Below are 26,493 nucleotides of genomic sequence, written 5' to 3'. Positions count from 1 at the left end.
CCACACGGTCCGACCGGATTCCTTTTTCGCGCCCGATTGCCGCCTGCAGGGAAAACTACCGTCCAGTTCTCAACAGAACGGACGGCATGCTTGCTTTTCGTCTCCCGCGGCGCGCTTACAAGCGATGCGTAGTCTGCGCATCGAACCAGTGCACATCGGCCGGGCCGAACGCGGCGCCGATGCGCTGGCCGGCGGCGACCCGGAGATGGGCCGGGCAGCGCAGCACCAGCGGCTGCCCGCCGCAACGCCCGTGCACCAGCAGCTCGGCGCCCAACGCCTCGACCAGTTCCACATCCAGCGCCAACTGCGCGGGCGAACCGTCGAACACCGGCAACAGGTGTTCGGGACGCACGCCCCAGATGCGCTCATGCCCCGCCGCGGCCGCCGGCTGCGGCAGTCGGATCGTACCGCGCTCGCCGCCTTGTTCGGCTTCGAACGCCGCGCCGTCGGCCGCCAGCTTGCCGCGCAACAGGTTCATCGGCGGCGAGCCGATGAACCCCGCCACGAAGGTGGTGGCCGGGCGCGCATAGACTTCGGCCGGGGTGCCGATCTGCTCGGCGCGCCCCTTGTTCATGACGATCATGCGCTGGCCCAGCGTCATCGCCTCGACCTGGTCGTGCGTCACGTACAGGCTGGTGGTGCGCAGCGAGGCATGCAGTTTCTGGATCTCCAGCCGCATCTGCACGCGCAGCTTGGCGTCGAGGTTGGACAGCGGCTCGTCGAACAGGAATACCGCGGGCTTGCGCACGATGGCGCGGCCCATCGCCACGCGCTGGCGCTGGCCGCCTGAGAGCTGGCGCGGCGTGCGCTCCAGCAAGGCGCCCAGTTCGAGAATGGCCGCCGCGCGCTGCACGCGATCATCGATCTCGGCCTTGGGCAGGCCGGCGATCTTCAGGCCGTAGGCCATGTTTTCATACACGCTCATGTGCGGATACAGTGCGTAGTTCTGGAACACCATGGCGATGTCGCGCTCCTTGGGTTCCAGTTCGTTGACCACGCGATCGCCGATGACGATCTGGCCGCCGCTGACTTCTTCCAGGCCGGCCACCATGCGCAGCAGCGTGGACTTGCCGCAGCCGGAGGGGCCGACCATGACGATGAATTCGCCGTCGGCAATCTCGGCATCGATGCCGTGGATGACGTCGACCGCCTTGGCGCCGCGGCCATAGGTCTTGCGGACTTGCTTGAGATGGATCGCTGCCATATTCGCCCTGCGTAGGATTATTTCTCGGAATCGACCAGGCCCTTGACGAACCATTTCTGCATCACCACCACGATCAGCCCGGGCGGCAGCATGGCCAGCATCATGGTGGCCATCACCATGTTCCACTCGACGGCCGAATCGCCGCCGGAGATCAGGGTCTTGATGCCGATGCCGATCGGGTACATGTCCTGTTGCGTGGCGATCATCAGCGGCCACAGGTACTGGTTCCAGCCGTAGATGAACATGATCACGAACAGCGCGATCACGTTGGTGCGCGACAGCGGCCACAACACGTCCTTGAGGAAGCGCAGCGGCCCGGCGCCGTCGATGCGGGCGGCCTCGGCCAGCTCGTCGGGCACGGTCAGGAAGAACTGGCGGAACAGGAAAGTGGCGGTGGCCGAGGCGATCAGCGGCACCGTCAGGCCGGCGTAGCTGTTCAACATGCCGAAGTCGGACACCACCTGGTAGGTCGGCGTGATGCGCACTTCCACCGGCAGCATCAACGTGACGAAAATCATCCAGAAGAACAGGTTGCGCCCGGGGAAACGGAAATACACGATGGCGAACGCCGACAGCATGGAGATGGCGATCTTGCCCACGGCGATCACCAGCGCCGTCACCAGGCTGACCCACAGCATGTTGATCACCGGCGGCGCGATGACCTGGCCGGAGGCGCCCTTGAACAGCACGGTGCCGTAGTTGTTGAGCAGCTCGCCGCCGGGCACCAGCGAAATCGGCGACATGGCCGACTGCTCGGCGGTCTGGGTGCTGGCGACGAAGGCGACATAGAGCGGAAACACCACCGCCAGCACGCCCAGGATCAGCACCAGGTGGCTCACCGCGTCCAGGATTGGCCGTCTCTCGATCATGTGTATTGGACCTTCTTTTCAACGTATTTGAACTGCACCACGGTCAGCAGGATCACCACCGCCATGAGCACCACCGACTGCGCCGCCGCGCTGCCCAGGTCGCCGCCCTTGAAGCCGTCCGAGAACACCTTGTAGACCAGGATCTCGGTGTCCTTGCCGGGGCCGCCGCGGGTGGTGGCTTCGACGATGGCGAAGGTGTCGAAAAAGGCGTAAACCACATTGACCACCAGCAGGAAGAACGTGGTCGGCGAGATCAGCGGGAACACGATGGTGAAGAAGCGCTTGACCGGGCCGGCGCCATCGATAGCGGCCGCTTCGATGAGCGACTTGGGGATCGACTGGAGGCCGGCCAGGAAGAACAGGAAGTTGTAGCTGATCTGCTTCCACACGGCGGCGATCACGATCAGGATCATCGCGTGGCGGCCGTTGATCATATAGTCCCAGCCGATGCCGAGCCGCCCCAGCAGGTGCGACAACACGCCCAGCGAAGGACTCAGCAGGAACATCCACAGCACCCCCACCACCACCGGCGACACCGCATAGGGCCAGATCAGGAAGGTTTTATAGATCGACGCGCCGCGGGTGACGCGGTCGGCGAAGACCGCCAGCAACAGCGACAGCGTCATGCCGAAAAACGCCACCAGCAGGGAAAATACCGCCGTGGTGCGGAAGGATTCGAGATAGGTCGGGTCGCCGAACAGGGCGGCGAAGTTGTCCAGCCAGACGAATTCGGAATAGCCGCCGAAGGCGTCCTGCAAGAGAACGGACTGGTACAGCGCCTGCAGCGCCGGCCAGAAGAAGAACAGCAAGGTGACCAGGATCTGCGGTGCGACCAGCAGATACGGCAGCCACTTGGATTTGAATCGCGCGCGTTTTTCCACGTTGGTTCAGGCCAGGAAAAAAGGTTCAGGAAAGCGCAAACCGGCGGCGCCGCGCCCTCCCATCGGAACGGGCGATGCCGCCGGCCGCGCGTGCGCGATGGGCAGCGCGGCCGGCGGCGCAATCAACGCCGGTATTACTGGTTGCCCTTGTTGGCCCGCTCGAAGCGCGTCAGCAATTCGTCGCCGCGCTTGACGGCCGAGTCCAGCGCGTCCTTCGGGGTCTTCTTGCCGCTCCAGACGTTTTCCAGTTCCTCGTCGAACACGGTGCGGATCTGCGCGTAATTGCCCAGGCGCAGGCCGCGCGACTTCTCGGTGGTTTTGACGATCATCTGCCTGGCCGCGACATCGGTGCCGGGGTTGCGTTCATAGAAACCGGCCTGCTTGGTCAGCTCGTAGGCAGCCTTGGTGACCGGCAGGTAGCCGGTGTCCTGGTGCCACTTGGCCGCCACTTCCGGCTTGGAGAGATAGGTGAAGAACTTGGCCACGCCCTTGTACTCATCCGCCTTCTTGCCGCCCATCACCCACAGCGAGGCGCCGCCGATGACGGTGTTCTGCGGCGCGCCCGGCACGTCGTTGTAGTACGGCAGCGCAGCCACGCCGAACTTGAACTTGGCGTTCTTGCGAATATCGGCATACGCGGAGGAGGAGCCGGTGATCATCGCGCACTCGCCGGCATTGAACTTGGCGTTGGCCTCGTCCTTGCGGCCGGCATAGGTGAAGTAGCCTTGCTTGGCCCAGTTCGCCAGGTTTTCGATATGGCGCACGTGCAGCGGGCTATTCATCTTCAGGCGCGCATCGAGGCCGCCGAAGCCATTGTTCTTCGATGCCAGCTCGACGTTGTGCCAGGTTGAAAACGATTCCAAATGCACCCAGGATTGCCAGGTCGTGGTGTATGCGCACGATGCGCCGCTGGCCTTGATCTTGGCGGCCATGCCGACGAACTCCTGCCAGGTCACGGGCGGCTTCTCGGGATCGAGGCCGGCCTTGGCGAACATGTCCTTGTTGTAGAACATGATGGTGGTGGAGCTATTGAACGGGAAGGACATCATGCCCTTGCGCGTGGAGTAGTAACCCGCCACCGCCGGCACGTAGGCATTCTGGTCGAACTTCTCGCCGGCCTGGTGCATGACTTCATACACCGGCTTGACCGCGCCGCGGGCGTAGATCATGGTGGCGGTGCCGACCTCGAATACCTGCAGGATGTCGGGCGCATTGCCGGCCCGGTAGGCGGCGATGGCGGCAGCCATCGACTCATCGTAGGTACCCTTGTAGACCGGAACCACCTTGTAGTCGGACTGGCTCTTGTTGAAGTCGTCGGCCAGGGCATTGACGCGTTCGCCCAGGGCGCCGGTCATCGAATGCCACCAGGAGATTTCGGTTGCGGCATAGGCAGTAGAGGCGGAAGAGGCGATCGTCGCCAGCAAGCCGGCCGCGACCAGTGTTTTGAATTTCATCAGAGACCTCCAGAAAAGGGGTTTTGATGCTAACAATGCTCCATGACAGCCGCGTTACATTAACGGCAGCCAAGGCGCTGCGCAAAGAAAACCGATGTCGCTATGCAGCAGAAAATGATCAATAAGATATTTTTCCCAACCATTTTCTGCCCGGCGGGAATCCGTTGTCAGCCGCACGTCAGCCCCTCAGCCCGGAAGCAGTCGCCACGGCAGCGATTTATAATGCGGCTTTCCTTTTCCGGACCAGGCATGAACAGGCTCAAGCTTTACGCGCTGCTGGTGCGCGCACACAAACCCATCGGTATCCTGCTGCTGCTGTGGCCCACGCTGATCGCCTTGTGGCTGGCATCGAGCGGCGTTCCTGCGCTGGGCGTGCTGGCCATCTACGTGGTCGGCACCGCACTGATGCGCTCGGCCGGCTGCGCCATCAACGACTACGCCGACCGCGACTTCGACCGCTTTGTGAAACGCACCGAGCAACGCCCGCTGACCGCCGGCAAGATCAAGTCATGGGAAGCGCTGATGGTGGCCGGCGTGCTGGCGTTGGTGTCGTTCCTGCTGATCCTGCCGCTCAACGCGCTGACCAAGCAGTTGTCGGTCGCCGCGCTCATCATCGCCGCCACCTACCCCTACTTCAAGCGCTTCTTCGCGATCCCGCAGGCTTACCTGGGCATCGCCTTCGGCTTCGGCATTCCCATGGGCTTCGCCTCGGTGACCGGCGACGTGCCGCCGGCGGCCTGGGTGCTGCTGGTCGCCAATGTATTCTGGGCGGTGGCCTACGACACCGAATACGCCATGGTCGACCGCGACGACGACCTCAAGATCGGCATCAAGACCTCCGCCATCACCTTCGGCCGCCATGACGTGCTGGCGGTGATGCTGTGCTACGCCGTCGCCCTGGCCCTGATCTGGGCGGTAGGCCTGCAATACGGCCTGGGCCTGTGGTTCTCGGCCGGCATGCTGGCCGCCTGCGGCTTCGCCGTCTATCACTACACGCTGATCCGCGAGCGCGACCGCATGCGCTGCTTCGCCGCCTTCAACAACAACAACTGGCTGGGCGCGGCGATCTTCGCCGGCGTGGCGCTGGATTACCTGCTGCGCTGACAACGCAAACGACAACGCCAGCGGATTGACGATAACGAGGAGACACGATGGAAGCAGAATTCTGGCTGGAACGCTGGCGCGAGGGACGCACCCATTTTCACCAGTCGCGCGTGACGCCGCTGCTGCAGAAATACTGGCCGACGCTGGCGCTGCCGGCCGGCAGCACGGTGCTGGCGCCGCTATGCGGCAAGTCGCTGGACATGCTGTGGCTGGCCGAACAGGGCCACAAGGTGCTGGGCGTAGAACTGTCGCAGTTGGCGGTCGAACAATTCTTCGCCGAAAACCAACTATCGCCGCAAGTACGCGAATCCGCGCAAGGAACCCATTACTCGGCCGGCGCCATCGAAATCATCTGCGGCGACATCTTCAGGCTCGATGACGCCACCCTGGCCAACTGCGCCGGCGCCTACGACCGCGCAGCGCTGATCGCCCTGCCGCCGGAAATGCGCGCACGTTACGCCGAACAAGTCTACGGCCGTCTCCCGACCGGCGCGCGCAGCATCCTGATCACGCTGGAATACGCCCAGGAACAAATGGATGGGCCGCCGTTTTCGGTGCCGGAAAAGGAAGTCCTGGAGATTTACGCCTCTCATACGGAAGCGCAGGCAATCGACCGCCGCGACATCCTGGAGAAGGAGCCCAAGTTCATCGAACGCGGATTGAAAAAACTGGATACGGTGGTGTACCGCTTGCAGCGCAAGGACTGAGTACAGCGCGGCGAAACGACGACCGCACAACATCCGTACCAATCCCGATGCCGCAGGCGAGGCAGTTACGCTGCCCCCTTGCGGGCCAGCCGCCGGAGCGCGGTAAAAAATGGATCAGCGAGGCAGTCGGAGCGCAGCGACTCTGCCTCGCCCATTTTTTACCGCGCTCCGGCGGGAACCCCGAAGGGGCTGGCACTTAGGGGCCGCCTTTCTTTGCTTACTTTCTTTGGCGGGCCAAAGAAAGTAAGCGGCTGCCGGGCTGCCCCCGGCGCTCCCCTCCGACCGAAGAAAGAAAAGACTAAAGCCAGAGCACCAACCAGCAGCAAGACCAGACTACCCCCTAAGTACCTTCAGACATCTAATACGACGCAGTAAATTAAAGCATCACACTTCAGCAGTAGTCCGAACCACAGTCACCCGACTGATCAGAAACTCCCCATCCACCACCACCCGAAACGGCGTCCCGGCAACATTGAAACCGGGCCCGCCATCATCGTCCCACACCTGCGCCAGCGCATCGAACTCGCGCGGACTCAACTGCAGCATCTGTGCGCTGATGACAAAGGTCGCCCCCGCCTTCTGCTTCCTGACGATCTCTTCAAGCTTGGCCATGACAATTCCTGAACGGTTCAGCGCGGCGGCAGCAAGGCCATCACATTGACCGGCTTGCCGTTGCGGCGGATTTCGAAATACAGCTTGACCTTGCTGGTGTCGCTGTTGCCCATCGCGGCGATCTGCTGGCCGCGCGCAACCATCTGGCCTTCCTTGACCGCGATGCTCTTGTTGTGCGCGTAGACCGACAGCAACGCAGGCGTGTGCTTGATGATCACCATGTTGCCATAGCCGCGGATGCCGTGGCCGGCGTAGGTCACCTTGCCGGCGGCGGCGGCCACCACTGCCTGGCCATCGTTACCGGCGATGTCGATGCCCTTCTTGTAGCTGTCGCTGCTGGGCGCCGACTTGCCCTGCGTGGGCCAGATCCAGTCAAGCTTGGCATCGGCTGGCACCGGCGCATCGTCGTCGCTGCCCTTGGCCGCCGCTTTGGCCGCGGGCCTGGCGGCCGGCGTGGCCTTGCGCGCCGGGGCCGGCGATGCGCCGCGGCTGGTCTGGCCGGCGCCGGTGCGCGCCACAATCCCGGTCGGCGGCTTCACCAGGATGCGCTGGCCGACTTCCAGGTCGTTGGGATTGCGCAGGCGGTTCCAGGCGGCCAGGTTGGACGGGTTCTGGTCGAAGTCGCGGCCGATGCTGTAGAGGGTGTCGCCGCGGCGCACGGTGTAATAGCCGTCGCTGTCGGCGGTCGAGGCGCAACCTGCCAGCAGCAGCGCGCCCGCCAGCGGCAGCGCCGCAATAATGCTTGCAATTCTCTTCATCAGGCCTTGCCGAATTCGTCGCCAAGTTCCTTGCTGCGGGCGGCGGCGGCCTTGAGCGCGGTGACGATGGAATCCTTGACGCCGGCCTGCTCCATCGACACCAGCGCGGCGTAAGTGGTGCCGCCCTTGGAGGTTACGCGTTCGCGCAAGGTGGCCACCGGTTCGTCGGAGCGGCGCGCCAGCTCGGTCGCGCCTTCGAACGTGACCTTGGCCAGTTGCATGCCATCGACCGGCGACAGGCCCAGTTCGGCGGCCGCCTTTTCCATCGCCTCAAGAAAGTAGAAGACGTAGGCCGGGCCGCTGCCGGAAATCGCGGTGACCGCGTCGAGCTGCTCTTCGGACGACACCCACAGTGTTTCGCCGACCGCCTTGAGAATCGAGTCGGCCTGGGCGCGCTGCAACGTCGACACTTCCTGCCTGGCCGCCACGCCGGTGATGCCGCGACCGATCAGCGCCGGCGTGTTGGGCATGGCGCGCACAATGGCCTGGTAGCCATCCAGCCAGCGCGACATGTCGGCAATGCGGATGCCGGCGGCAATGCTCAGCACCAGCTGCGCGCCGATGAAGGGTTTCAGGGTAGCCACCACGTCATGGATCTGCTGCGGCTTGACTGCCAGCACCACCACGTCGCAGGAGGCCACCGCGCCATCGATGGCGGTGGCTGTAGTGACGCCGAACTTGCCCTGCAGCGCCTGCAGCGAATCGGCATTGAGGTCCACCACGTGGATATTCTGCGGCTCTGCCACCTTGCCGACCAATCCGCCGATCAAGGCGGTCGCCATGTTGCCGCCACCAATAAACGCTATCTTCACTTCCACTCCTTGTGTCGTCGCCGTAAAGCGCTGTTCCAATAAAAAATGCAGGTGCCCCGTAACGCCGCTTACACGTAGTTGCGCGCACCGAAGATGGCGCTGCCGATACGCACGATGGTGGCCCCTTCGGCCACCGCCGCTTCCAGGTCCGCCGACATGCCCATCGACAGCGTGTCCAGCGGCAAGCCAGCGGCGCGCAGCGACTCATACAGGCCGCGCACCGCGGCGAAGGCCGCGCGCTGGCGCGCGACGTCGCCGCTGGGCGCGGGGATCGCCATCAGCCCGCGCAGCGCCAGGTTGGGCAATGCCGCCACCTGCGCCGCGACCGCGGGCAGTTCTTCCGGCGCCAGGCCGCTCTTGCTCGGCTCGCCGCTGATGTTGACCTGCAGACAGATGTTGAGCGCCCCCAGTTCCGGCGGGCGCTGTTCCGACAGCCGGCGGGCGATCTTTTCGCGGTCCACCGAATGCACCCAGTCGAAGCTCTCGGCTATCGACCGGGTCTTGTTGCTCTGGATCGGGCCGATGAAATGCCACTGCAGCTGCGCCGCCGGCGCCAGCGCTTTCATCGCGGCGATCTTCTCCAGCGCTTCCTGCAGATAATTCTCGCCGAAGGCCAGTTGCCCCACCTGCACCGCCGCCATCACCGCATCGGCGCCGAAGGTCTTGGAGACGGCCAGCAATTGTATCGATGACGGTGTGCGATGCGCGCGTTCCGCGGAGACTGCGATCTGGCATTGCACGTGTTGCAAGTTTTTGGCGATTGGCGACATAATCCGGTGCCGGGAGGGGCTCGGCTGCGGGGAATATAAATAGATTGCTGAGTGCTTTCCTTGCAAGGATTATAAATGGACATTGCCGGACTACTGGCATTTGGCGTCAGAAACCAGGCTTCCGACCTGCATCTGTCGGCCGGTTTGCCGCCCATGCTGCGCGTGCATGGCGACATTCGCCGCATCAATCTCAGCCCCCTGTCAGACGAACTGCTGCAGGGGATGCTGCTGTCGCTGATGAACGAGGAACAGCGGCGCGCCTACGCCGAACGGCTGGAATGCGATTTCTCGTTCCAGCACCAGTCCCTGGGGCGGTTCCGCATCAATGCCTTCCGGCAACAGCGCGGCGCGGCCATCGCCATACGGCACATCCCGCAACAGATCCCGACCCTGGACAGTGCCGGCGCACCGGCCATCTGCGCCGACCTGGCAGCGCGCCCACGCGGGCTGGTGCTGGTAACCGGCCCGACCGGTTCGGGCAAGAGCACCACGCTCGCCGCCATGGTCAACCACATCAACGAACATCGCGCGGCCCATATCCTCACCATCGAGGATCCGATCGAGTTCGTCCACGAACCGCGCCGCTCGCTGGTCAGCCAGCGCGAGGTCGGCGTGCATACGCGTTCCTTCGCCAATGCGCTGCGGGCGGCGCTGCGCGAGGATCCCGATGTATTGCTGGTAGGCGAACTGCGCGACGCCGAAACCATCCGCCTGGCGCTGACCGCCGCCGAAACCGGCCATCTGGTGTTCGGCACGCTGCACACCGCCTCGGCCGCCAAGACCGTGGACCGTATCGTCGACGCCTTCCCCGCCGGCGAAAAGGAAAGCGCGCGCGCCATGCTGGCCGAATCGCTGCAGGCGGTGATTTCGCAAACGCTGCTCAAGACGCTCGACGGCAACGGCCGGGTGGCGGCGCACGAGATCATGGTGTGCACCCCGGCGATCCGCAACCTGATCCGCGAAGGCAAGACCGCGCAAATGTATTCGGCCATCCAGACCGCCACCGGCATGGGCATGCAAACCCTGGAAGGCAGCATGGGCGAACTGGTGCACCGCGACCGCATCTCGCTGGAAACGGCCCGCAGCCACGCCCGCTCGCCCGATTATTTCCCCTTGTGAGAAAGGGGTTCACGCTAAAATACGCCCAGCAAAGACTCAGGGGCTGCCATGACAACCGTCTACGAATTCCAGCCGAAACTGGCTGACGATACCGAATTCCCGCTGGAACAGCTGCGCGGGAAGGTAATGCTGATCGCCAATACAGCCAGCAAGTGCGGCTTCACCCCCCAATACAACGGGCTGGAACACATCCACCGCCAGTTCAAGGAACGCGGCCTGGCGGTGATGGCCTTTCCCTGCAACCAGTTCGGTGCGCAGGAACCGGGCAACGCTGAGGAGATCGGCGCCTTCTGCGAGAAAAACTACGGCGTGAGCTTTCCGCTGTTCGCCAAGATCGACGTCAATGGCGACAATGCCGCACCGCTGTTCAAGTTCCTCAAGAAGGAAGCGCCCGGCCTGCTGGGCAGCAAGGCGATCAAATGGAACTTCACCAAGTTCCTGGTGCGCAAGGACGGCAGCGTCTACAAGCGCTACGCGCCGCAGACCCGCCCGGAGGAAATGGTGTCCGACATCGAGAAGCTGCTGGCCGAATAAGCGCGAATAAGCGCAATCACAATAAGCACAACAAGCGCGCCAGCGCGCCTCAGGCGGGCTGGCGGTAAGTCCCTGCGCCATGCGGCGCGGCCGCGAATTCGGGCAACTGCTCGGCCGCCGCCGACAGCGCCGCCAACGCCGGATAGCGTTCCGCCGGCACGACATCGGGCACCATCTTCTGCGTGAATTGCCAGGCCACCGCCGTCGTCAGCGCCGCCTGGTCGATGGTCGCGCTGGCGACGGCGACCTGCTGCTTTTCAAAGACCGCTTCCAGCGCGTCATAGGCGGCCAGCAACTGGCCCGACACGCGCGCCAGCCAGGGCTGGTGCAGCTTCTCCGCCGGACGCAGGTTATGTTCGTAAATGATTTGTACGCTTTTCTCGCTGGCCGCCAAGGCCAGGCCGGTCACGCGCAGCGAGCGCTGCAGGCCGGCAATATCGGACGGCACCAGGCTGTGCCCGGAAACCGAAGCCGACAACGCCTCGGCGTATTCCAGGATCAGGGTGGAGTCCATCAGCACCTCGCCATCGTCGCAAATCAGCGTCGGCGCCTTGACCACCGGGTTGATGTCGCGGAACTGGTCGAAGGTACGGAAAACCGATACCGACTGGTGCTCGAACGGCAAGCCAAGCAGTTGCAGGGAAATCGCGACGCGACGCACGAAGGGCGAATCGAGCATGCCTATCAGTTGCATGGAACACTCCAAAAATGGGAAACAAAACCGGAGTGGCGATGTTACTGCATACAAGCACAACTTGTGCGAGACGGGCACTGTGTGAGGCCATGATGCTACCGGCCGTGATTAAAGCCCTTGATCAGTTCTTGGTCTGGCCGACCAGTTTCACGGCCCCCGTTCGGGCTGAGTAGGCCCGCCAGGGTCGTATCGAAGCCAGCGTGTCACCGTGGTCACTCTTGCCTGCCCTTCGATACGCTGCTTGCGCAGCTACTCAGGGCGAACGGAGTCTGGAGTGCACAAACAAAAATGCCGTTCAGCGTTTAACTGAACGGCATTAACGCCGAAGCGTCCTTTACTTTTTGCGACTAAACCAGCTCGTTGGCATGACAGGGCGCGCTTGCAAGCGCGTCCTGTCATGATGCCGCCGGTCGCGATTAGAGCCGGTATTAGTTCTTGGTCTGGTCAACCAGTTTGTTAGCCTTGATCCAGGGCAGGCTGGCCGGGGTTTCGCGAAGCACCGCTTCGCGCCGGCCTGCCCAGGACGCGCTTGCAAGCGCGTCCTGTCATGATGCCGCCGGTCGCGATTAGAGCCGGTATTAGTTCTTAGTCTGGTCAACCAGTTTGTTAGCCTTGATCCAGGGCATCATGGCGCGCAACTTCTCGCCCACAACTTCAATCTGGTGCTCGGCGTTGATACGACGACGCGACAGCAGGGTCGGCGCGCCCGCCTTGTTTTCCAGGATGAAGCTCTTGGCGTATTCGCCGGTCTGGATGTCGGTCAGCACTTGCTTCATGACCTTCTTGCTCTCTTCATTGATGATGCGCGGGCCGGTCACGTATTCGCCGTACTCTGCATTGTTCGAGATCGAGTAGTTCATGTTGGCGATGCCGCCTTCGTAGATCAGGTCGACGATCAGCTTCAGTTCGTGCAAGCATTCGAAGTAGGCCATTTCCGGCGCGTAGCCGGCTTCCACCAGCGTTTCGAAACCGGCCTTGATCAGTTCCACGGTGCCGCCGCACAGCACGGCCTGTTCGCCGAACAGGTCGGTTTCTGTCTCTTCGCGGAAGTTGGTTTCGATGATGCCGGCGCGGCCGCCGCCGTTGGCGGTGGCGTACGACAGGGCCACGTCACGCGCGGTGCCCGACTTGTCCTGGTACACCGCGATCAGGTGCGGCACGCCGCCGCCCTGGCTGTAGGTCGAACGCACGGTGTGGCCGGGGGCCTTGGGGGCGATCATGATCACGTCCAGGTCGGCGCGCGGCACAACCTGGCCGTAGTGGATGTTGAAGCCGTGCGCGAACGCCACGGTGGCGCCCTGCTTGGCGTACGGCGCGACGTTTTCGGCATAGACCTGGCCGATGTTCTCGTCCGGCAGCAGGATCATGATGACGTCGGCTTCCTTGACCGCGTCGTTGACTTCCGCCACCTTCAGGCCGGCCTTCTCGGCCTTGCTCCACGAGGCGCCGCCCTTGCGCAGGCCCACGGTGACCTTGCAGCCCGAATCCTTCAGGTTCAGCGCGTGCGCGTGGCCTTGCGAACCGTAACCGATGATGGTCACGTTCTTGTTCTTGATCAGGGACAGGTCTGCGTCTTTGTCGTAAAAAACTTTCATGGTCTTCCTAAGCGAAATGGATAAGCCGGGCGCCTGCCCGGACTTTATTGGTTACGGTGGTCTGCCGCGCCGGCGGATGCGGCGAGGTTCCCTCTTGATTCAAACGTATCCGACAGCGTGCGCAAGCTCCCCGGCTTGCGCGCGCCATGCCGGTTCAGGCGACGGCATACGCCGGCATCGCCTGGTCGCGCACATGCGGAATATCCAATTGGCGCAACTTGCGATACAGCGAGGCGCGGCACATCCCCAGTTGCCGCGAGGCGGCGGAGATGTTCCAGCGGCTGCCGACCAGCGCATCGATAACGCGCGTGCGCTCATCCCGGAGCAGGTCGCCTGATTGGCGGGAGGGAAACGCCGCCGCATCGGCTTGTGGCACGATGGGACGGACATTGGCGGCGAGGCCGGTATGGCCCACGATCTGGGTCAAATTCGCCGCCGTGAATTGCATCAGTTCTTCGGGCAAATCGCGCACTTCGATGCGCCCGTCATTCATCACCGCACAGCTGTAGCGGATCACCGCATGCATCTGGCGCAGGTTACCCGGCCACGGATAAGCCAGCATGCGCTGCAAGGCGGCCGGCGCGATCACGTGTTCGCCGGCCTCGCCGCCCAGCTCGTCGGCGATCATCTGCATGATCAGGCGGCGGCGGTCGGCGCGCTCGCGCAACGCCGGCAGGCGCAGCACGCCGCCGGCGATGCGGTAGTAAAGGTCTTCGCGGAAACGCCCTTCGGCGATCAGCGTCTTCAGGTCCTGGTGCGTGGCGCAGATCAGTTGCACATCCACCGGCACCGGATGCGGCGCGCCCAGCGGGATCACTTCGCGCTCGGAGAGCACGCGCAACAGGCGCGTCTGCAACGCAAACGGCATGTCGCCGATCTCGTCCAGGAACAGCGTGCCGCCGTCGGCCTGCTGCACCCGGCCTTTCATGCCGCCCGGCAGCGCGCCGGAAAAGGCGCCCTTGCAATAACCGAACAGTTCGCTCTCGGCCAGGCTCTCGGGAATGGAAGCGCAATTGACCGCCACCCAGGCGGCCCGGCGGCGCTCGCTGTATTCATGCAGGGCGCGCGACAGGTATTCCTTGCCGGTGCCGGTCTCGCCGAGGATAAGAACGGGAATGCCGCGATCGATCAGGCGCTTGCCGCGCTCGACCAGGTCGAGCATGGCCGGATCGCCGCCGGTGAGCTGGTCGATTGAACGATAACGGGGGGAATTCGAACGAGCTGTTCTGACGTCGTTTTTTGCCAAAGGTAACGCTACCGTTTGTGTCGGCATGATTGTCTCCTGTCTTGAACTGCTTTTTCTTCTTATCTACGGCGACGGCGCTTGTGACGCCTGACGATCGCACTGAGGCGATCGCAATGTGTCACCTCTGCGTCGAAGAATAACGAGACAATCCGATGACTTCCAATACAATGTACAGACACAATCAATACCTTCAAGGTATCAAATGATAGAACTGAGACACCTGACCTATTTCCGCACCGTAGCAGAAACGCTCCATTTCGGACGCGCGGCAGCGCTGTTGCATATCTCGCAACCCCCGCTCACACGGCAGATTGCGGCCCTGGAGAAGGAGCTGGGCGCGCAATTGTTCGACCGCAGCAAACGCGCCATCCAGCTGACCCCGGCCGGCAAATATTTTTATCGCGACACAACAGAAATTTTCAAGGCCCTGGAACGAGCGAAACGTAACGTCTCGTCATCCAGCACCGGCAAGAGCGGCTCGCTGAAGGTCGGCTTCATGATGTCCTCGGCCTATAACATCCTGCCCTCGGTCACGCGCCATTACTCGGCCGCCTTCCCCGAAGTCGACATGCGCCTGACCGAATACGTCCCCAACCTGCTCGCCACCGACATCGAAGACGAGCGGGTCGACGTCGGCATCATGTACCGCCCCGAAGACTGCAGCCGCCTGGTCAGTCACACGATCTACGCCGAACCGCTGCTGGCGGTACTGCCGCGCGAGCACCGGCTGGCGGACAAGCCAGAGATTTCGGTAGCCGAACTGGCCGAGGACTCCTTCATCAGCATCCCCCGTAGCATCGCCCCGGTGGTGTTCGACATCATCGTCAGCCACTGCCAGTCCAACGGCTTCCGCCCGCGCATCGTGCTCGAAGCCAACCTGCAGCAAACCATCGTCAACCTGGTCGGCGAAGGCCTGGGCGTAGCGCTGGTACCGACCTCGATGCAAGCGATGCACCTGGAAACCACGGTGTTCAAGCCGCTGCGCAATGCGCCGATGGTGGAAGTGGCCGTGATCTGGAACAAGGAGAATTCGAATCCCTGTATCCGGACATTCGCGGATACGGCGGTGGAGGTATGGAGGAAGTTGCGACCGGTGGGGAGTTGAAGCTGATGTGGAGTGCTGAACGACGCTGGGTCCTGACTTTCGTCAGGACGACGCCTCGCTACGATAGCGATCAACAACACCGAAGCCGCAGGCGAGCAGCAAGCACCGCGATGCCGAAGGCGAGCCGGACCAGAAGTCCGCATCTAACCAGCCGCCGGAGCGGGTAAAAAAATGGATCAGCAAGGCAGTCGGAGCGAAGCGACTCTGCCTTGCCCATTTTTTTACCCGCTCCGGCGGGAACCCCGAAGGGGCTGGGTAGTTGCGTCGCCTTCTTTTGCTTACTTTTCTTGGCGAGACAAGAAAAGTGAGCGGCTGCCGGGCCGCCCCCGGCGCTCCGCTCCGACCGGAGAAAGAAAAGCATAGAGCCAGTACATCGACCAGCAGCAAGACCAGACTACCCCACCACCTCCAATACCAAAACAACAGCCAATAAAATCAGGTGCACTTCAACGACAACCCACCATCCACAATCAAATCCAACCCCGTGATATAGCGCGCATTATCAGAAGCCAAAAACAAGGAAGCATGCGCCACATCCCAGGCATCCCCCATGAACCCCATCGGGCACTGCGCATGCCGCTTGGCCCGCATCGCCTCAATGTCACCGCCATAGGAAGCCTTCAGCGGCTCGCGGATCATCGGCGTATCCATCAGCCCCGGCAGCACGCAATTGGCGCGAATCCCCACCGGCGCATACTGCATCGCCACGTTCTTGGTGAACGCCAGGATCGCCGCCTTGGTCGCGGTATAACCCAGATAAGGAAAGCCGATCCAGCGCAACGCCGCCAGCGACGAAATGTTGACGATGGCGCCCTTCTTCTGCTTCTCCATGATCGGCAGCACGAACTTGTGGGTCAGGAACAGGCTGGTCTGGTTGACCGCCACCAGGCGGTTCCAGCTCTCTTCGCTGGTTTCCACCGGGCCGCCGGTCTCGGCGATGCCGACATTGTTATGCAGCACGTCGACCCGGCCGAAGTAGTCCATGGCCGCATCGGCAATCGCCTTCACGTCCGCCGACTTCGAAACGTCGGCGGCGATCACCTCGCATACGCCGCCTTCGCTGCGGATGATCTCCTGGGTCTGCCTGGCGGCCTCGATGCTGCGGTCCACCGCCAGCACCTTGCCGCCTTCGCGCGCATACAGCGCCGCGGCGGCCTTGCCGTTGCCCCACCCCTCGCCCACCGAACCGGCGCCGGTGACGATGATGACCTTGTCTTCCATCTGTTTCTGCATGTCAGTCTCCTCGTTCAGATATCCAGCACGCCGCCGGCGACAAAGCCGCCGTCGACCGGGATCACATGGCCGGTGATGTAGGACGACTCGTCGCCGGCCAGGAAGGTCACGGCGGCGGCGATCTCGTCGGTGCTGCCGTAGCGGCGCATCGGCACCAGCCGGTAGTAGCTCTGGCGCGTCTCTTCCGAGTGGATGGCCTGCGTCATGGGAGTATCGACCGGGCCCGGCGCCACGCTGTTGACGGTGATGCCATGCTGGGCCAGCTCGATGGCCATCTGGCGCGTCAGGCCGATCACCGCCGACTTCGAGGTGCCGTAGGCGGTGCGTCCGGCGCCGGCGCGGATGCCTGAGATCGACGAAATGTTGACGATACGGCCCCACTTGTTCTTCAGCATCAGGCGCGCCGCCAGTTGTCCCGCCACCAGCACGCCGGTGACGTTGATGTTCATGGTCTGCACCCAGTTGTCGATGGGGAAGTCGAGGAAGGGATAGGTCTTGGCGATGCCGGCGTTGTTGACCAGCACGTCGCAGCGGCCGTAATCCTTCTCGACGGCGGCGAAGGCCTTGGCGATCGACTCCGGGCTGCCCATGTCCATCTGCAGCGGCGCCGCCTTGTGGCCCGCCTCGACCAGGGCAGCGGCGGTCTTGCCGGCAGCCTCCAGGTTGATGTCCGATACCAGGACGGTATAGCCCTTGGCCGCCAGTTGCTGGCAAATCGCGGCGCCGATGCCCATGGCTCCGCCCGTCACGAGCGCCACGCGGGCGCCGCTATCGCTTTGGTTCATGTTGTCTCCGTGAATTGAGGCGGCCCCGGGGAAGAGGTGGGGCCGCCGTTTTTAAGTCGTTACCTTGTCGGTGATCGGTCTCGTGTGACTTGGCAGGGAATCAGAGGAAGCCGATGGAAATCCACGGCACGAAGGCCACCACCAGCAGCGCCACCACCAGTGCGGCCAGGTAGCCCCACACACGGTTGAACACGCCGTCCGGCGAAACCTTGCCGATCGCGCAGGCGGCATAGAAGCCGACGCCGAAAGGCGGCGCGAACAGGCCGATGCCCATGGCCAGGATCACCACCATGGCGTAGTGCACGTCATGCACGCCCAGCGAACGCGCCACCGGGAACAGCAGCGGACCGAACAGCACGATGGCGGGAATGCCTTCCAGCAGGCTGCCCAGCACGATGAAGATGACGATGGTGATCAGCAGGAAACCCGCGCCGCCGCCCGGCACGCCTTGCATCAGCGCCACCAGCTTGGCCGAGAAGCCGGACTGGGTCAGCGCCCAGGCCATCGAGGTGGCCATGCCGATGATCAGCAGGATGGCGCCGGACAAGGCCGCCGACTCGATCAGGATCGGGTAGAGGCGCTTGAAGTCCAGGTGCCCCTTGAACATATGCATGATCAGGCCGACCACGATGGTGTAGGCCACGCCGATCGTCGCCACTTCGGTGGCGGTGGCCACGCCTTCGATCACCGCCACGCGGATGAGCATCGGCAGCGCCAGGGCGGGAATCGCGGCGATCATGGTCTTCATGATCAGCGACATCGGCGCGCGCTTGACGTCCGGCATCGGTTCGCGGCGCGCGCGCATCCAGCACACCACGGCAATGGCGATGGTGGCGATGGCCGCCGGCATCAGGCCGCCGATGAACAGCGCCGTGATCGACACGCTGCAGACCGCGCCGATCGTAATGAGCACCAGGCTGGGAGGAATGGTCTCGGTCATCGCGCCGGACGACGACAGCAAGGCCACCAGCTCTTCCGGCTTGGAGCCGCGCTTTTTCATCTCGGGGAACAATGCCGGCGCAATGGCCGCCATATCGGCCGCCTTCGAGCCGGAGATGCCCGAGACCAGGAACATCGCTCCCAGCAGCACGTATTGCAAGCCGCCGCGCACGTGGCCCAGCAGCGAAGCCATGAAATCGATGAGCGTCTTGGCCAGCCCCGACATTTCCAGGAGCGAGCCGAGCAGCACGAACAGCGGCACCGACAGCAGGATCAGGCTGGACATGCCCTCATCCATGCGGCTGACCACGATCATCAGCGGCGCGGTGGTGGCCAGCGCCAGGTAAGCCATGGTAGCGGTGCCGAAGGCGAAGGCGATGGGAATGCCGCCGATGACGCAGACGCCGATCAGCAGCACGAAGAAGACGATCAGGTTGTAGTTGCCCATGCCCAGCAGGAGCGGCTTGGCCAGGAACAATGCGACGGCGATCACCGCCACCACCGCCAGCGCGGACAGCAACAGCCGGAAGGTGGTCATCGCCGCCATGCGCGAGATCGCCGCCAGCAGCATCAGGATCGCCCCCACCGGCAAGGCCGCGGCGCGCAGGCCATCGGGAATTTCCAGCGCCGGCGTGGTGATCGCCATCTGTTCGACCGCGTGATCCACCGCCGGGTGGATCACCATCAGCACGAAGATGCAGACCACCAGGGCCGCGACCGTCTCCAGCCAGACGCGGCCCTTTTCCGAACACTTGTTGATGACGGCGGTCAGCCGCATGTGCTCGCCCCGGTTCAGCGCCAGGACGGCGCCCAGCATCGACAGCCAGATGAACAGGATCGAGGCCAGTTCATCCGACCATACCAGCGGATCGTGCAGCGCATAGCGATAGATGACGCCGGTCAACAGCACCACCGTCTCGGCCACCACCAGCGCCGCCGCGGCGGCGCCCACCACATGCATCACCATGCGGTTGAGCGCCACCAGGGCGCGCGCGGCCGGGTTCATATTTACCGGCTCGCGGTAAGTCATTGCAGCTTCCATCATCAACCTCCAGCAGATCCAGCGGATTCAGTTCAGGCCAGCTTGCCGGTGTACTTTTCCAGCAATGCCCAGGGCTCATCGCCGAACTTCTTGTGCCATTCGGCGTAGAAGCCAGCGCTGCGCAGCTTGGCGCGGAACGAGTCGTTGTCGGTATCGTTGAAGGCCAGGCCCTTGCCCTTCATCTCGCCGACCAGCGAGTCGTTGAGCTTCTTGACGTCGGCGCGCTGGTTCATGCCGGCTTCGTTGATGTTGCGGGCCATGATTTCCTGCAGGTCCTTGGGCAGGCGCTCGAAGGACTTCTTGTTGCCCAGGAACCAGAAACCGTCCCACATGTGGTTGGTGATGGAACAGTACTTCTGCACTTCGTACAGCTTGGCGGTGGAGATGATCGCCAGCGGGTTTTCCTGGCCTTCGACGATCTTGGTCTGCAGCGCCGAATACACTTCGGCGAAGTTGATGGAAGTCGGCGCGGATTCCACGGCGCGGAACATCGAGGTCCACAGCGGGCTCGGCGGCACGCGCAGCTTCATGCCCTTGAGGTCGTCGGCGCTCTTGATCGGGCGGGTGCTGTTGGTGATCTGGCGGTAACCGTTGTCCCAGATTTTTTCAAAGGCGAACAGGGTCGACTTGGCTTCGATCTGCTTGCGCACGTGCGCGCCCAGTTCGCCGTCCATGGCGGCCCACACCTGGTTGTAGTCCTTGAAGGCGAAGCCGATGCCGGAAATCTGCGCGGCCGGCACCAGGGTGCCCAGGATCAGCGGCGACAGCGTGAAGAAATCGATCGCGCCGGCGCGCACCTGCGACAGCATGTCGGTGTCGGTACCCAACTGGTTGTTGGGATAGATCTGCAAATCGATGCGGCCCTTGGATTGCTCCGCGATCTTGGCGGCCATTTCCTTGGCGCGCGTGTTCATCGGGTGCGACACCGGGAGGTTGTTGGCGTACTTGAAGGTGAACTCGGCGGCATGCGCGGACGTACCGTACAGGCCGGTCGCGGCGGCAGCCGAGGCAACCGAGGCGGTCTTCAGAAAAGAACGGCGCGTGATCTTGCCAGTGGGATTTCCCATCTGTTTATCTCCTGTTTGTAGTTTTATATGAACCGGAAACCCGGATGCCGGAATGCAAACGGTTCCCTTGTTGTCGGCACTGCTTAGCGTCAACAGAGCAATTTGGATGCCAAGCCGCCAATCCTCCCCTGGCGGCGCGTGCGTCCCTTCCCTGTCATCGGCATTGCGCCTGTATTCTCTGCGATAACGGCGCCAAAGGACAAGGGCGGACAGGCCCCCGGCAGCAATTTATTTGATGGAAATTGATGCGACACCTGTCGCATTTTCAGCTGACAACTGTCGCAGCGCGGACAGTTGTTCCATCCAATTTCCACTACATTGGTCTTGCGCATCGCAGCAAATTCACCCGCTGCGCAGTCGTGCTATCTTGGTTCCACCGGCCCCGGCGCAGGCCACCCCGCCCATCCGCGACGAAGCCCACAAGGCCTCTGAAGACAGTTCGGATGCGTGGCACCGATTTTGCATATTGCGTCCACATCAACCGTACCGACCACGTCTTACAAGGACAAATGAAAATGACTTCTTCTGCATCCGCACCCTGCATTACCGGCTGGCACCACTCCCAATTCGGCAAGCTCGACGGCATCGATCCCGAAGTGCTGATCGGCCAGGTCGCCAAGGCCGCCATCGAGCATGCCGGCCTGCAGCCGGAAGATATCGATTCCATCCACGTCGGCACCTTCAATGCCGGCTTCCTGTACCAGGACTTCCCCGCTTCGCTGGTCTTCAACAGCCTGCCGCAACTGCGCTTCAAGCCGGCCGTGCGGCTGGAGAACGCCTGCGCCACCGGCTCGGCGGCGATCCACTCGGGCCTGCAATCGATCAAGGCCGGCGAATCCAAGCACGTGCTGGTGATCGGCTTCGAGAAGATGACCGAACTGGCCACGCCGCAGGTGGGCGAGGTGCTGCTCAAGGCTTGCTACGCCAAGGAAGAGGCAGGCATCCCCGGCGGTTTCGCGGGCGTGTTCGGCAAGATCGCGCAGAGCTACTTCGACCGCTTCGGCGACCAGTCCGACGCGCTGGCCGCGATCGCCGCCAAGAACCACAAGAACGGCATGTCCAACCCTTACGCCCACATGCGCAAGGACTTCGGTTTCGACTTCTGCCGCAACGTGTCGGAGAAGAACCCGTTCGTCGCCGGCCCGTTGAAGCGCACCGACTGCTCGCTCATCTCCGACGGCGCCGCCGCCATGGTGATCAGCGCCGCCGATGTCGCCAAGTCGATGCCGCGCGCGGTGCAGTTCCGCGCCGCGGTGCACGTCAACGATTACCTGCCGCTGTCGCGCCGCGACCCCACCCGCTTCGAAGCGGCCGAGCTGGCCTGGAAGCAGGCGCTGGGCAATGCGCGCCTGTCGCTGGGCGACCTGTCGCTGGTGGAAACGCATGACTGCTTCACCGTGGCCGAACTGCTGGAATACGAAGCGATGGGCCTGGCGCCGCACGGCCAGGGCGCGCGCGTGATCCTCGACGGCGTCACCGCCAAAGACGGCAAGCTGCCGGTCAACCCTTCCGGCGGCCTGAAATCCAAGGGCCACCCGGTCGGCGCCACCGGCGTGTCGATGCACGTGATGGCGGCCATGCAGGCCTCGCACGGCGCCGGCGACATGCAGATCGCCAACGCCAGATACGCCGGCGTGTTCAACATGGGCGGCGCGGCGGTGGCCAACTACGTCAGCATCCTGGAACGCGTCCACTGATCGGTTTCCCTGGAACGTGTTATGTACTTCCCTGCCGCCCGCTGGCATCCGCGGGCGGCAGGCAGCATCCGCATGAGCGCAGCAACGAACTAAAAAAGCAACGCCAATTTCAATTAGAACGAGTGAGACGATGTTAAAGAAAGTCATGAACCTGGGCCGCCTGCTATCGGACGTGGCGCGCCGCTTCCCCGACCAACCGGGCCTGATCCTGAGCCGCGGCGGCGTCAATGGCGAAGACAGAATCATCACCTGGAAGCAGATCAACGACCGCGTCGATGCCCTGGCGCATGCGCTGGCCAAGCGCGGCGTGAAGAAGGGCGACAAGATGCTGGTCCATTCGCGCAACAACCAGCAGATCTTCGAAAGCGCCTGGGCCGCTTTCAAGCTGGGCGTGGTCTGGGTGCCGACCAACTTTCGCATCACGCCTTCCGAAGCGGCCTATCTCGGCCAGTCCAGCGGCGCCTCGGTGATGCTCTACGACCAGGGCTTCGCCAACTACGTGGATGCGGTCAAGGCGGCCTCGCCGGTGCTGGAACACGTGATCGCGCTGGCCGACCCGCGCCCGGGCGAGCTGGATTTCGAGACGCTGGTGGCCGACGCCGGCCGACAGGCCTTCGATGAAGTCGAGGTCGATTACGAAGATCCACTGTGGTTCTTCTACACCTCCGGCACCACCGGCCACCCCAAGGCCGGTATGCTGGCGCACGGGCAGATGGCCTTCGTGGTCACCAACCACCTGGCCGACCTGATGCCGGGCCTGAACCATGAATCGCGCTCGCTGGTGGTCGCGCCCCTGTCGCACGGCGCCGGCATCCATGCCGTGATCAATACCGCGCGCGGCGCGGCCAGCATCCTGCTGTCGTCGGAACGGCTGGTGGTCGAGGAAGCCTGGCAACTGGTCGAGAAATACAAGGTGGACAATCTGTTCACCGTGCCCACCATCGTCAAGATCCTGGTGGAAGACGAATCGGTCGACCGCTACGACCACTCCTCGCTCAGGCACGTGATCTACGCCGGCGCGCCGATGTACCGCGCCGACCAGGTGTATGCGCTCAAGAAACTGGGCAAGGTGCTGGTGCAGTACTACGGCCTGGGCGAAGTGACCGGCAACATCACCTTCCTGCCGCCCTACATGCACCACGAGGACGATGCCCATCCGCAGGCGCGCGTAGGCACCTGCGGCATGCCGCGCACCGGCATGGAAATCGCCATCCTGGACGACGACGGCAACAAGCTCAAGCCTTTCGAGACCGGCGAGATCTGCGTGCGCGGCCCGGCCGTGTTCATGGGCTACCACAACAATCCGGACGCCAACGCCAAGGCCTTCAAGCACGACTGGTTCCACACCGGCGACCTCGGCCATGTGGACCAGGACGGCTTCCTCTACATCACCGGCCGTTCGTCCGACATGTACATCTCGGGCGGCTCCAACGTCTATCCGCGCGAGATCGAGGAGGCGCTGCTGACCCATCCGGCGGTGTCCGAGGTGGCGGTGCTGGGCGTGCCCGATCCCAAGTGGGGCGAGAGCGGCCTGGCCGTGATCGTGCCCAAGGCCGGGCAGCAAGTGGGGCCAGAGGCGCTGCTGGCGCATCTGGAAGAGCGCATCGGCAAGTACAAGTGGCCGCGGCGCTTCGTGTTCTGGGAGACCATGCCGAAGTCGGGCTATGGAAAGATCGTCAAGAAACAGATCAAGGCATTGCTTGAGGAGAAAGGTGACTATCGCTTATGAAACTCTCCAACAAACCCGCTGACGGCCATCCGGGATTTGTCGAGGTCCGCAAGTTCCTGCACGCAGGCCAGCAGAGCTATCCGCGCACGCTGGACCTGGAGGCCAACCCGGCCGAGGAACTGCGCATCACGCTGGCGCCCGGCACCAGGGTCGGAGAGGCGTTGCGCAAGGTATTGGCGCGCTACGGCCAGCGCGGCGGCGTCGGCCGCATGTGCGGCGGCACCGCGCGCAGCCTGCACTACCACCGCATCGAGAACACCCGGGACCAGAACCGCCCGTATGACTACGGCCCGCCGCATGTACTGGAAGGCGCGATCACCTTTGTGACCGGCGCCATCACGGTGGGCCAGAACCAGGAAGGAAAGGTATTATTGCACTGCCATTCGGGCTTCATCGATGGCGATGGCGTCATTCATGGCGGCCATCTTTTGCTTGATACTGTGGAAGTGGGCGACGATCCGCTCATCATCCGCATGTGCTTGTTTTCCCAAGGCGCCTTTGTCGTCAACAGCGATGAAGAGACGCACTTCAGTCTATTGCATCCGACACCCATGGAATCATGATGACGAACCTAAACACAACGACAACAGAGACAGACGACAACATCCAGGTAGAAGAAGGAACCTTGGGCAAGCTGGTGATGGCCCGCCTCAAACCCAACCAGGACCTGACTGAGAGCGTGGAAGCGCTGTGCCGCCAGCACGGCATGAAAACCGCCATCGTGCGCGGCGCCATCGGCAGCCTGGTTGATGCCCAATTGCAATACGCCACCGCCGGCGGCCTGCGCGTGATGGAAATCAACGGCCCCGGCGTCGAGATCCTCAACGTCTTCGGCGAGATCGGTTTCTCGGACGGCAAGTCCAACCCCAATCCGCTGCAAGGCGTGGTGGCCGACACCGACGGCAAGATCTTCGCCGGCCGTTTCCTGCGCGGCGCCAACCTCTCGTTCATCACCATCGAGATCACGCTGCAGGAATGGATTCCGGCCAAGGTGCGCGAAGCCGTGCCGGCCTGAACGCCCTCCCTTTTCCAAAGAACCTGTTTCAAAAAAAAGGAGCAGGCCGGTTTTATCCGGCGTGCTCCTTTTTTGCTTGCCTGCCGCGCAGATGGCGGCAAGCGGTTCAACCGTGCAGCTTGAGTTCGGCTTCCCGCTCGATATCCTGCTCGGCGGCGCGCGCTTCTTCTTCGCTCAGCAAGCCGCCTTCCCACTTGGCGACCACTGCCGATGCGATCGAGTTGCCCACCGCGTTGGTGGCCGAACGCCCCATGTCGAGGAAGGTGTCGATCCCCAGGATCACCAGCAGGCCCGCTTCCGGGATGTTGAACTGGTGCAGCGTGGCGGCGATCACCACCAGCGAGGCGCGCGGCACGCCGGCGATGCCCTTGGAGGTCAGCATCAGCACCAGCATCATGGTGATCTGGGTCGACAGCGGCATGTGGATGCCGTAGGCCTGGGCGATGAACAGCGTGGCGAAGGTGCAGTAGATCATCGAGCCGTCGAGGTTGAACGAGTAGCCCATCGGCATCACGAAACTGGAAATCTTGCGCTTGACGCCGAAGCGGTCCAGCGCGTCCAGCAGCTTGGGATAGGCCGCTTCCGAACTGGCCGTGGCGAAGGCCAGCAGGAAGGCTTCCTTGATCAGCGCCAGCAGGTGGAAGATGCGTTTTTTCAGGAACACGAAGCCGGCGGCGATCAGCAATGCCCACAGCAGCACCAGCGAGAAATAGAAGTCGCGCATGAAGACCGCGAAACTGACCAGGATGTCCAGGCCGTTGACCGCGACAGTGGCGGCCATGGCCGCGAACACCGCGACCGGCGCCATTTTCATCACATAGCCGGTGATCTTGAGCATGGCGTGCGACAGGTCGTCCACCACCGCCAGCAGGTTCTTGCCGCGCTCGCCCAGCGCCGCCAGCGCCACGCCGAAGAACATCGAGAACACCACGATCTGCAGGATCTCGTTTTGCGCCATGGCTTCGGCCACCGACTTGGGCACCAGGTGGTTGAAGAATTCCTTGACGGTGAACTGCCCGGTCGCCAGGCCGGCGCCGGCCGCGTCGGGCGGCGGCAACGATACGCCGGCGCCCGGCTGCAGCAGGTTGGCCATGATCATGCCCAGCGCCAGCGACACCAGCGAGGCCAGCATGAACCAGGCCAGCGATTTGCCGAAGATGCGGCCCACCGACTTGGCATCGCCCATGTGGGCGATGCCGACCACCAGCGTGGAAAACACCAGCGGCGCGATCACCATCTTGATCAGGCGCAGGAACATGTCGGAGGCGATCGAGATGTAGCCGGCCAATTCCTTGGCTTCGGCCTTGCCGTAATGGGTGAAGATCAGGTAGCCGACCAGGATGCCAAGGAGCATGGCGACGAAGATGTAGACGGCGGGTGGGATGCGTTTTTTCAAGATGGTCTCCAGCCCCAACGCGCAGGCGGGCCAAACAGTCTGGCGCCGTCAGCGACGGGGGCTTTTGTTGCTTGCTGCTGCTGGTCGTTGCGCCGCCCGCTGTCAGGCGGATGCGCATCGGATTGT

At 63.2% G+C, this 26,493-nt stretch carries 25 protein-coding genes; 9 read left to right on the top strand and 16 right to left on the bottom strand.

What is annotated here, in order from left to right:
- Nucleotides 1–115: 115 nt before the first annotated feature.
- The 4 genes from FB597_RS18970 to ugpB all read right to left on the bottom strand — a co-directional run bounded on the left by FB597_RS18970 (nt 116) and on the right by ugpB (nt 4,408).
- Nucleotides 116–1,204 (bottom strand): sn-glycerol-3-phosphate import ATP-binding protein UgpC, encoded by a 1,089-nt coding sequence (locus FB597_RS18970; RefSeq protein WP_141911501.1) that lies wholly within the window; start codon nt 1,202–1,204, stop codon nt 116–118.
- A gap of 17 nt (nt 1,205–1,221) precedes the next feature.
- Nucleotides 1,222–2,073, bottom strand: coding sequence for a sn-glycerol-3-phosphate ABC transporter permease UgpE (gene ugpE / locus FB597_RS18965; RefSeq protein ID WP_141911498.1), 852 nt, complete (start codon nt 2,071–2,073; stop codon nt 1,222–1,224).
- Complete coding sequence (gene ugpA / locus FB597_RS18960; protein WP_141911495.1) at nt 2,070–2,954, bottom strand: sn-glycerol-3-phosphate ABC transporter permease UgpA; 885 nt, start codon at nt 2,952–2,954, stop codon at nt 2,070–2,072. Before ugpA ends, ugpE begins: the two co-directional genes overlap by 4 nt.
- 134 nt (nt 2,955–3,088) lie before the next feature.
- Entirely contained in the window at nt 3,089–4,408 is a 1,320-nt protein-coding gene (gene ugpB, locus FB597_RS18955; protein ID WP_370454732.1) for a sn-glycerol-3-phosphate ABC transporter substrate-binding protein UgpB, read from the bottom strand.
- 249 nt (nt 4,409–4,657) lie between these two features.
- Between ugpB and ubiA the strand changes: the two genes are divergently transcribed.
- Together ubiA and FB597_RS18945 are read left to right on the top strand one after the other, a co-directional pair.
- Complete coding sequence (ubiA, locus tag FB597_RS18950; protein ID WP_144770387.1) at nt 4,658–5,512, top strand: 4-hydroxybenzoate octaprenyltransferase; 855 nt, start codon at nt 4,658–4,660, stop codon at nt 5,510–5,512.
- A 47-nt stretch (nt 5,513–5,559) separates the two neighbouring features.
- Nucleotides 5,560–6,219, top strand: a complete 660-nt coding sequence (locus FB597_RS18945) for a thiopurine S-methyltransferase (protein WP_141911490.1) — start codon at nt 5,560–5,562, stop codon at nt 6,217–6,219.
- Nucleotides 6,220–6,603: 384 nt separating this feature from the next.
- Here FB597_RS18945 and FB597_RS18940 read toward each other — a convergent pair whose 3' ends face one another.
- From FB597_RS18940 to FB597_RS18925, 4 genes are all read right to left on the bottom strand, one after another.
- A complete protein-coding gene (locus FB597_RS18940; RefSeq protein WP_144770386.1) occupies nt 6,604–6,831 on the bottom strand; it encodes a hypothetical protein in 228 nt (75 codons plus the stop codon).
- Between the two features lie 17 nt (nt 6,832–6,848).
- Nucleotides 6,849–7,589 carry a peptidoglycan DD-metalloendopeptidase family protein gene (locus FB597_RS18935; protein WP_144770385.1) on the bottom strand — a complete coding sequence of 247 codons (741 nt, stop codon included), beginning with the start codon at nt 7,587–7,589 and terminating at the stop codon, nt 6,849–6,851.
- Nucleotides 7,589–8,401, bottom strand: a complete 813-nt coding sequence (gene proC, locus FB597_RS18930; protein WP_144770384.1) for a pyrroline-5-carboxylate reductase — start codon at nt 8,399–8,401, stop codon at nt 7,589–7,591. Before proC ends, FB597_RS18935 begins: the two co-directional genes overlap by 1 nt.
- A 68-nt stretch (nt 8,402–8,469) precedes the next feature.
- Nucleotides 8,470–9,171, bottom strand: a complete 702-nt coding sequence (locus tag FB597_RS18925) for a YggS family pyridoxal phosphate-dependent enzyme (protein WP_144770383.1) — start codon at nt 9,169–9,171, stop codon at nt 8,470–8,472.
- 75 nt (nt 9,172–9,246) lie between these two features.
- On the opposite strand from FB597_RS18925, the gene FB597_RS18920 reads away from it, so the two are divergent.
- Complete coding sequence (locus FB597_RS18920) at nt 9,247–10,290, top strand: type IV pilus twitching motility protein PilT (RefSeq protein ID WP_144770382.1); 1,044 nt, start codon at nt 9,247–9,249, stop codon at nt 10,288–10,290.
- A 48-nt stretch (nt 10,291–10,338) separates the two neighbouring features.
- Nucleotides 10,339–10,824, top strand: coding sequence for a glutathione peroxidase (locus FB597_RS18915; RefSeq protein WP_141911477.1), 486 nt, complete (start codon nt 10,339–10,341; stop codon nt 10,822–10,824).
- A gap of 49 nt (nt 10,825–10,873) precedes the next feature.
- Here FB597_RS18915 and FB597_RS18910 read toward each other — a convergent pair whose 3' ends face one another.
- The 3 genes from FB597_RS18910 to FB597_RS18900 form a co-directional block, all read right to left on the bottom strand.
- Complete coding sequence (locus FB597_RS18910) at nt 10,874–11,518, bottom strand: glutathione S-transferase (RefSeq protein WP_144770381.1); 645 nt, start codon at nt 11,516–11,518, stop codon at nt 10,874–10,876.
- 578 nt (nt 11,519–12,096) lie between these two features.
- Nucleotides 12,097–13,113 (bottom strand): ketol-acid reductoisomerase, encoded by a 1,017-nt coding sequence (gene ilvC / locus FB597_RS18905; RefSeq protein ID WP_141911472.1) that lies wholly within the window; start codon nt 13,111–13,113, stop codon nt 12,097–12,099.
- A gap of 154 nt (nt 13,114–13,267) precedes the next feature.
- Nucleotides 13,268–14,386, bottom strand: coding sequence for a sigma-54-dependent Fis family transcriptional regulator (locus FB597_RS18900; RefSeq protein WP_144770380.1), 1,119 nt, complete (start codon nt 14,384–14,386; stop codon nt 13,268–13,270).
- Between the two features lie 175 nt (nt 14,387–14,561).
- On the opposite strand from FB597_RS18900, the gene FB597_RS18895 reads away from it, so the two are divergent.
- The gene (locus FB597_RS18895; protein WP_144770379.1) at nt 14,562–15,464 is read left to right on the top strand and encodes a LysR family transcriptional regulator; all 903 of its coding nucleotides are present in this window, start codon (nt 14,562–14,564) and stop codon (nt 15,462–15,464) included.
- 435 nt (nt 15,465–15,899) lie between these two features.
- Here the strand turns inward: FB597_RS18895 and FB597_RS18890 are convergent, their stop codons facing one another.
- The 4 genes from FB597_RS18890 to FB597_RS18875 all read right to left on the bottom strand — a co-directional run bounded on the left by FB597_RS18890 (nt 15,900) and on the right by FB597_RS18875 (nt 20,530).
- Nucleotides 15,900–16,697: an SDR family NAD(P)-dependent oxidoreductase gene (locus FB597_RS18890; RefSeq protein ID WP_141911465.1), complete on the bottom strand. Its 798-nt coding sequence runs from the start codon at nt 16,695–16,697 to the stop codon at nt 15,900–15,902.
- A gap of 14 nt (nt 16,698–16,711) precedes the next feature.
- Entirely contained in the window at nt 16,712–17,482 is a 771-nt protein-coding gene (locus tag FB597_RS18885; RefSeq protein ID WP_144770378.1) for an SDR family NAD(P)-dependent oxidoreductase, read from the bottom strand.
- A 100-nt stretch (nt 17,483–17,582) separates the two neighbouring features.
- Nucleotides 17,583–19,466, bottom strand: a complete 1,884-nt coding sequence (locus tag FB597_RS18880) for a TRAP transporter large permease subunit (RefSeq protein ID WP_141911461.1) — start codon at nt 19,464–19,466, stop codon at nt 17,583–17,585.
- Between the two features lie 29 nt (nt 19,467–19,495).
- Nucleotides 19,496–20,530 (bottom strand): TRAP transporter substrate-binding protein, encoded by a 1,035-nt coding sequence (locus FB597_RS18875; RefSeq protein ID WP_141911459.1) that lies wholly within the window; start codon nt 20,528–20,530, stop codon nt 19,496–19,498.
- A gap of 515 nt (nt 20,531–21,045) precedes the next feature.
- On the opposite strand from FB597_RS18875, the gene FB597_RS18870 reads away from it, so the two are divergent.
- From FB597_RS18870 to FB597_RS18855, 4 genes are all read left to right on the top strand, one after another.
- Entirely contained in the window at nt 21,046–22,227 is a 1,182-nt protein-coding gene (locus FB597_RS18870) for an acetyl-CoA acetyltransferase (protein ID WP_141911456.1), read from the top strand.
- A gap of 106 nt (nt 22,228–22,333) precedes the next feature.
- Nucleotides 22,334–23,956, top strand: coding sequence for an acyl-CoA synthetase (locus FB597_RS18865; RefSeq protein WP_141911454.1), 1,623 nt, complete (start codon nt 22,334–22,336; stop codon nt 23,954–23,956).
- Nucleotides 23,953–24,519, top strand: a complete 567-nt coding sequence (locus tag FB597_RS18860) for a PCC domain-containing protein (protein ID WP_141911452.1) — start codon at nt 23,953–23,955, stop codon at nt 24,517–24,519. Before FB597_RS18865 ends, FB597_RS18860 begins: the two co-directional genes overlap by 4 nt.
- Entirely contained in the window at nt 24,516–24,971 is a 456-nt protein-coding gene (locus FB597_RS18855; protein WP_370454731.1) for a PPC domain-containing DNA-binding protein, read from the top strand. Before FB597_RS18860 ends, FB597_RS18855 begins: the two co-directional genes overlap by 4 nt.
- 106 nt (nt 24,972–25,077) lie before the next feature.
- Here the strand turns inward: FB597_RS18855 and FB597_RS18850 are convergent, their stop codons facing one another.
- Nucleotides 25,078–26,367 carry a dicarboxylate/amino acid:cation symporter gene (locus FB597_RS18850; RefSeq protein ID WP_141911449.1) on the bottom strand — a complete coding sequence of 430 codons (1,290 nt, stop codon included), beginning with the start codon at nt 26,365–26,367 and terminating at the stop codon, nt 25,078–25,080.
- Nucleotides 26,368–26,493: the final 126 nt, after the last annotated feature.

This window comes from Herbaspirillum sp. SJZ099, assembly GCF_007828355.1.
Classification (GTDB): domain Bacteria; phylum Pseudomonadota; class Gammaproteobacteria; order Burkholderiales; family Burkholderiaceae_D; genus Herbaspirillum.
Note: the sequence above shows the minus strand (reverse complement) of the source record. Positions and strands in the feature narration are given on the sequence as shown.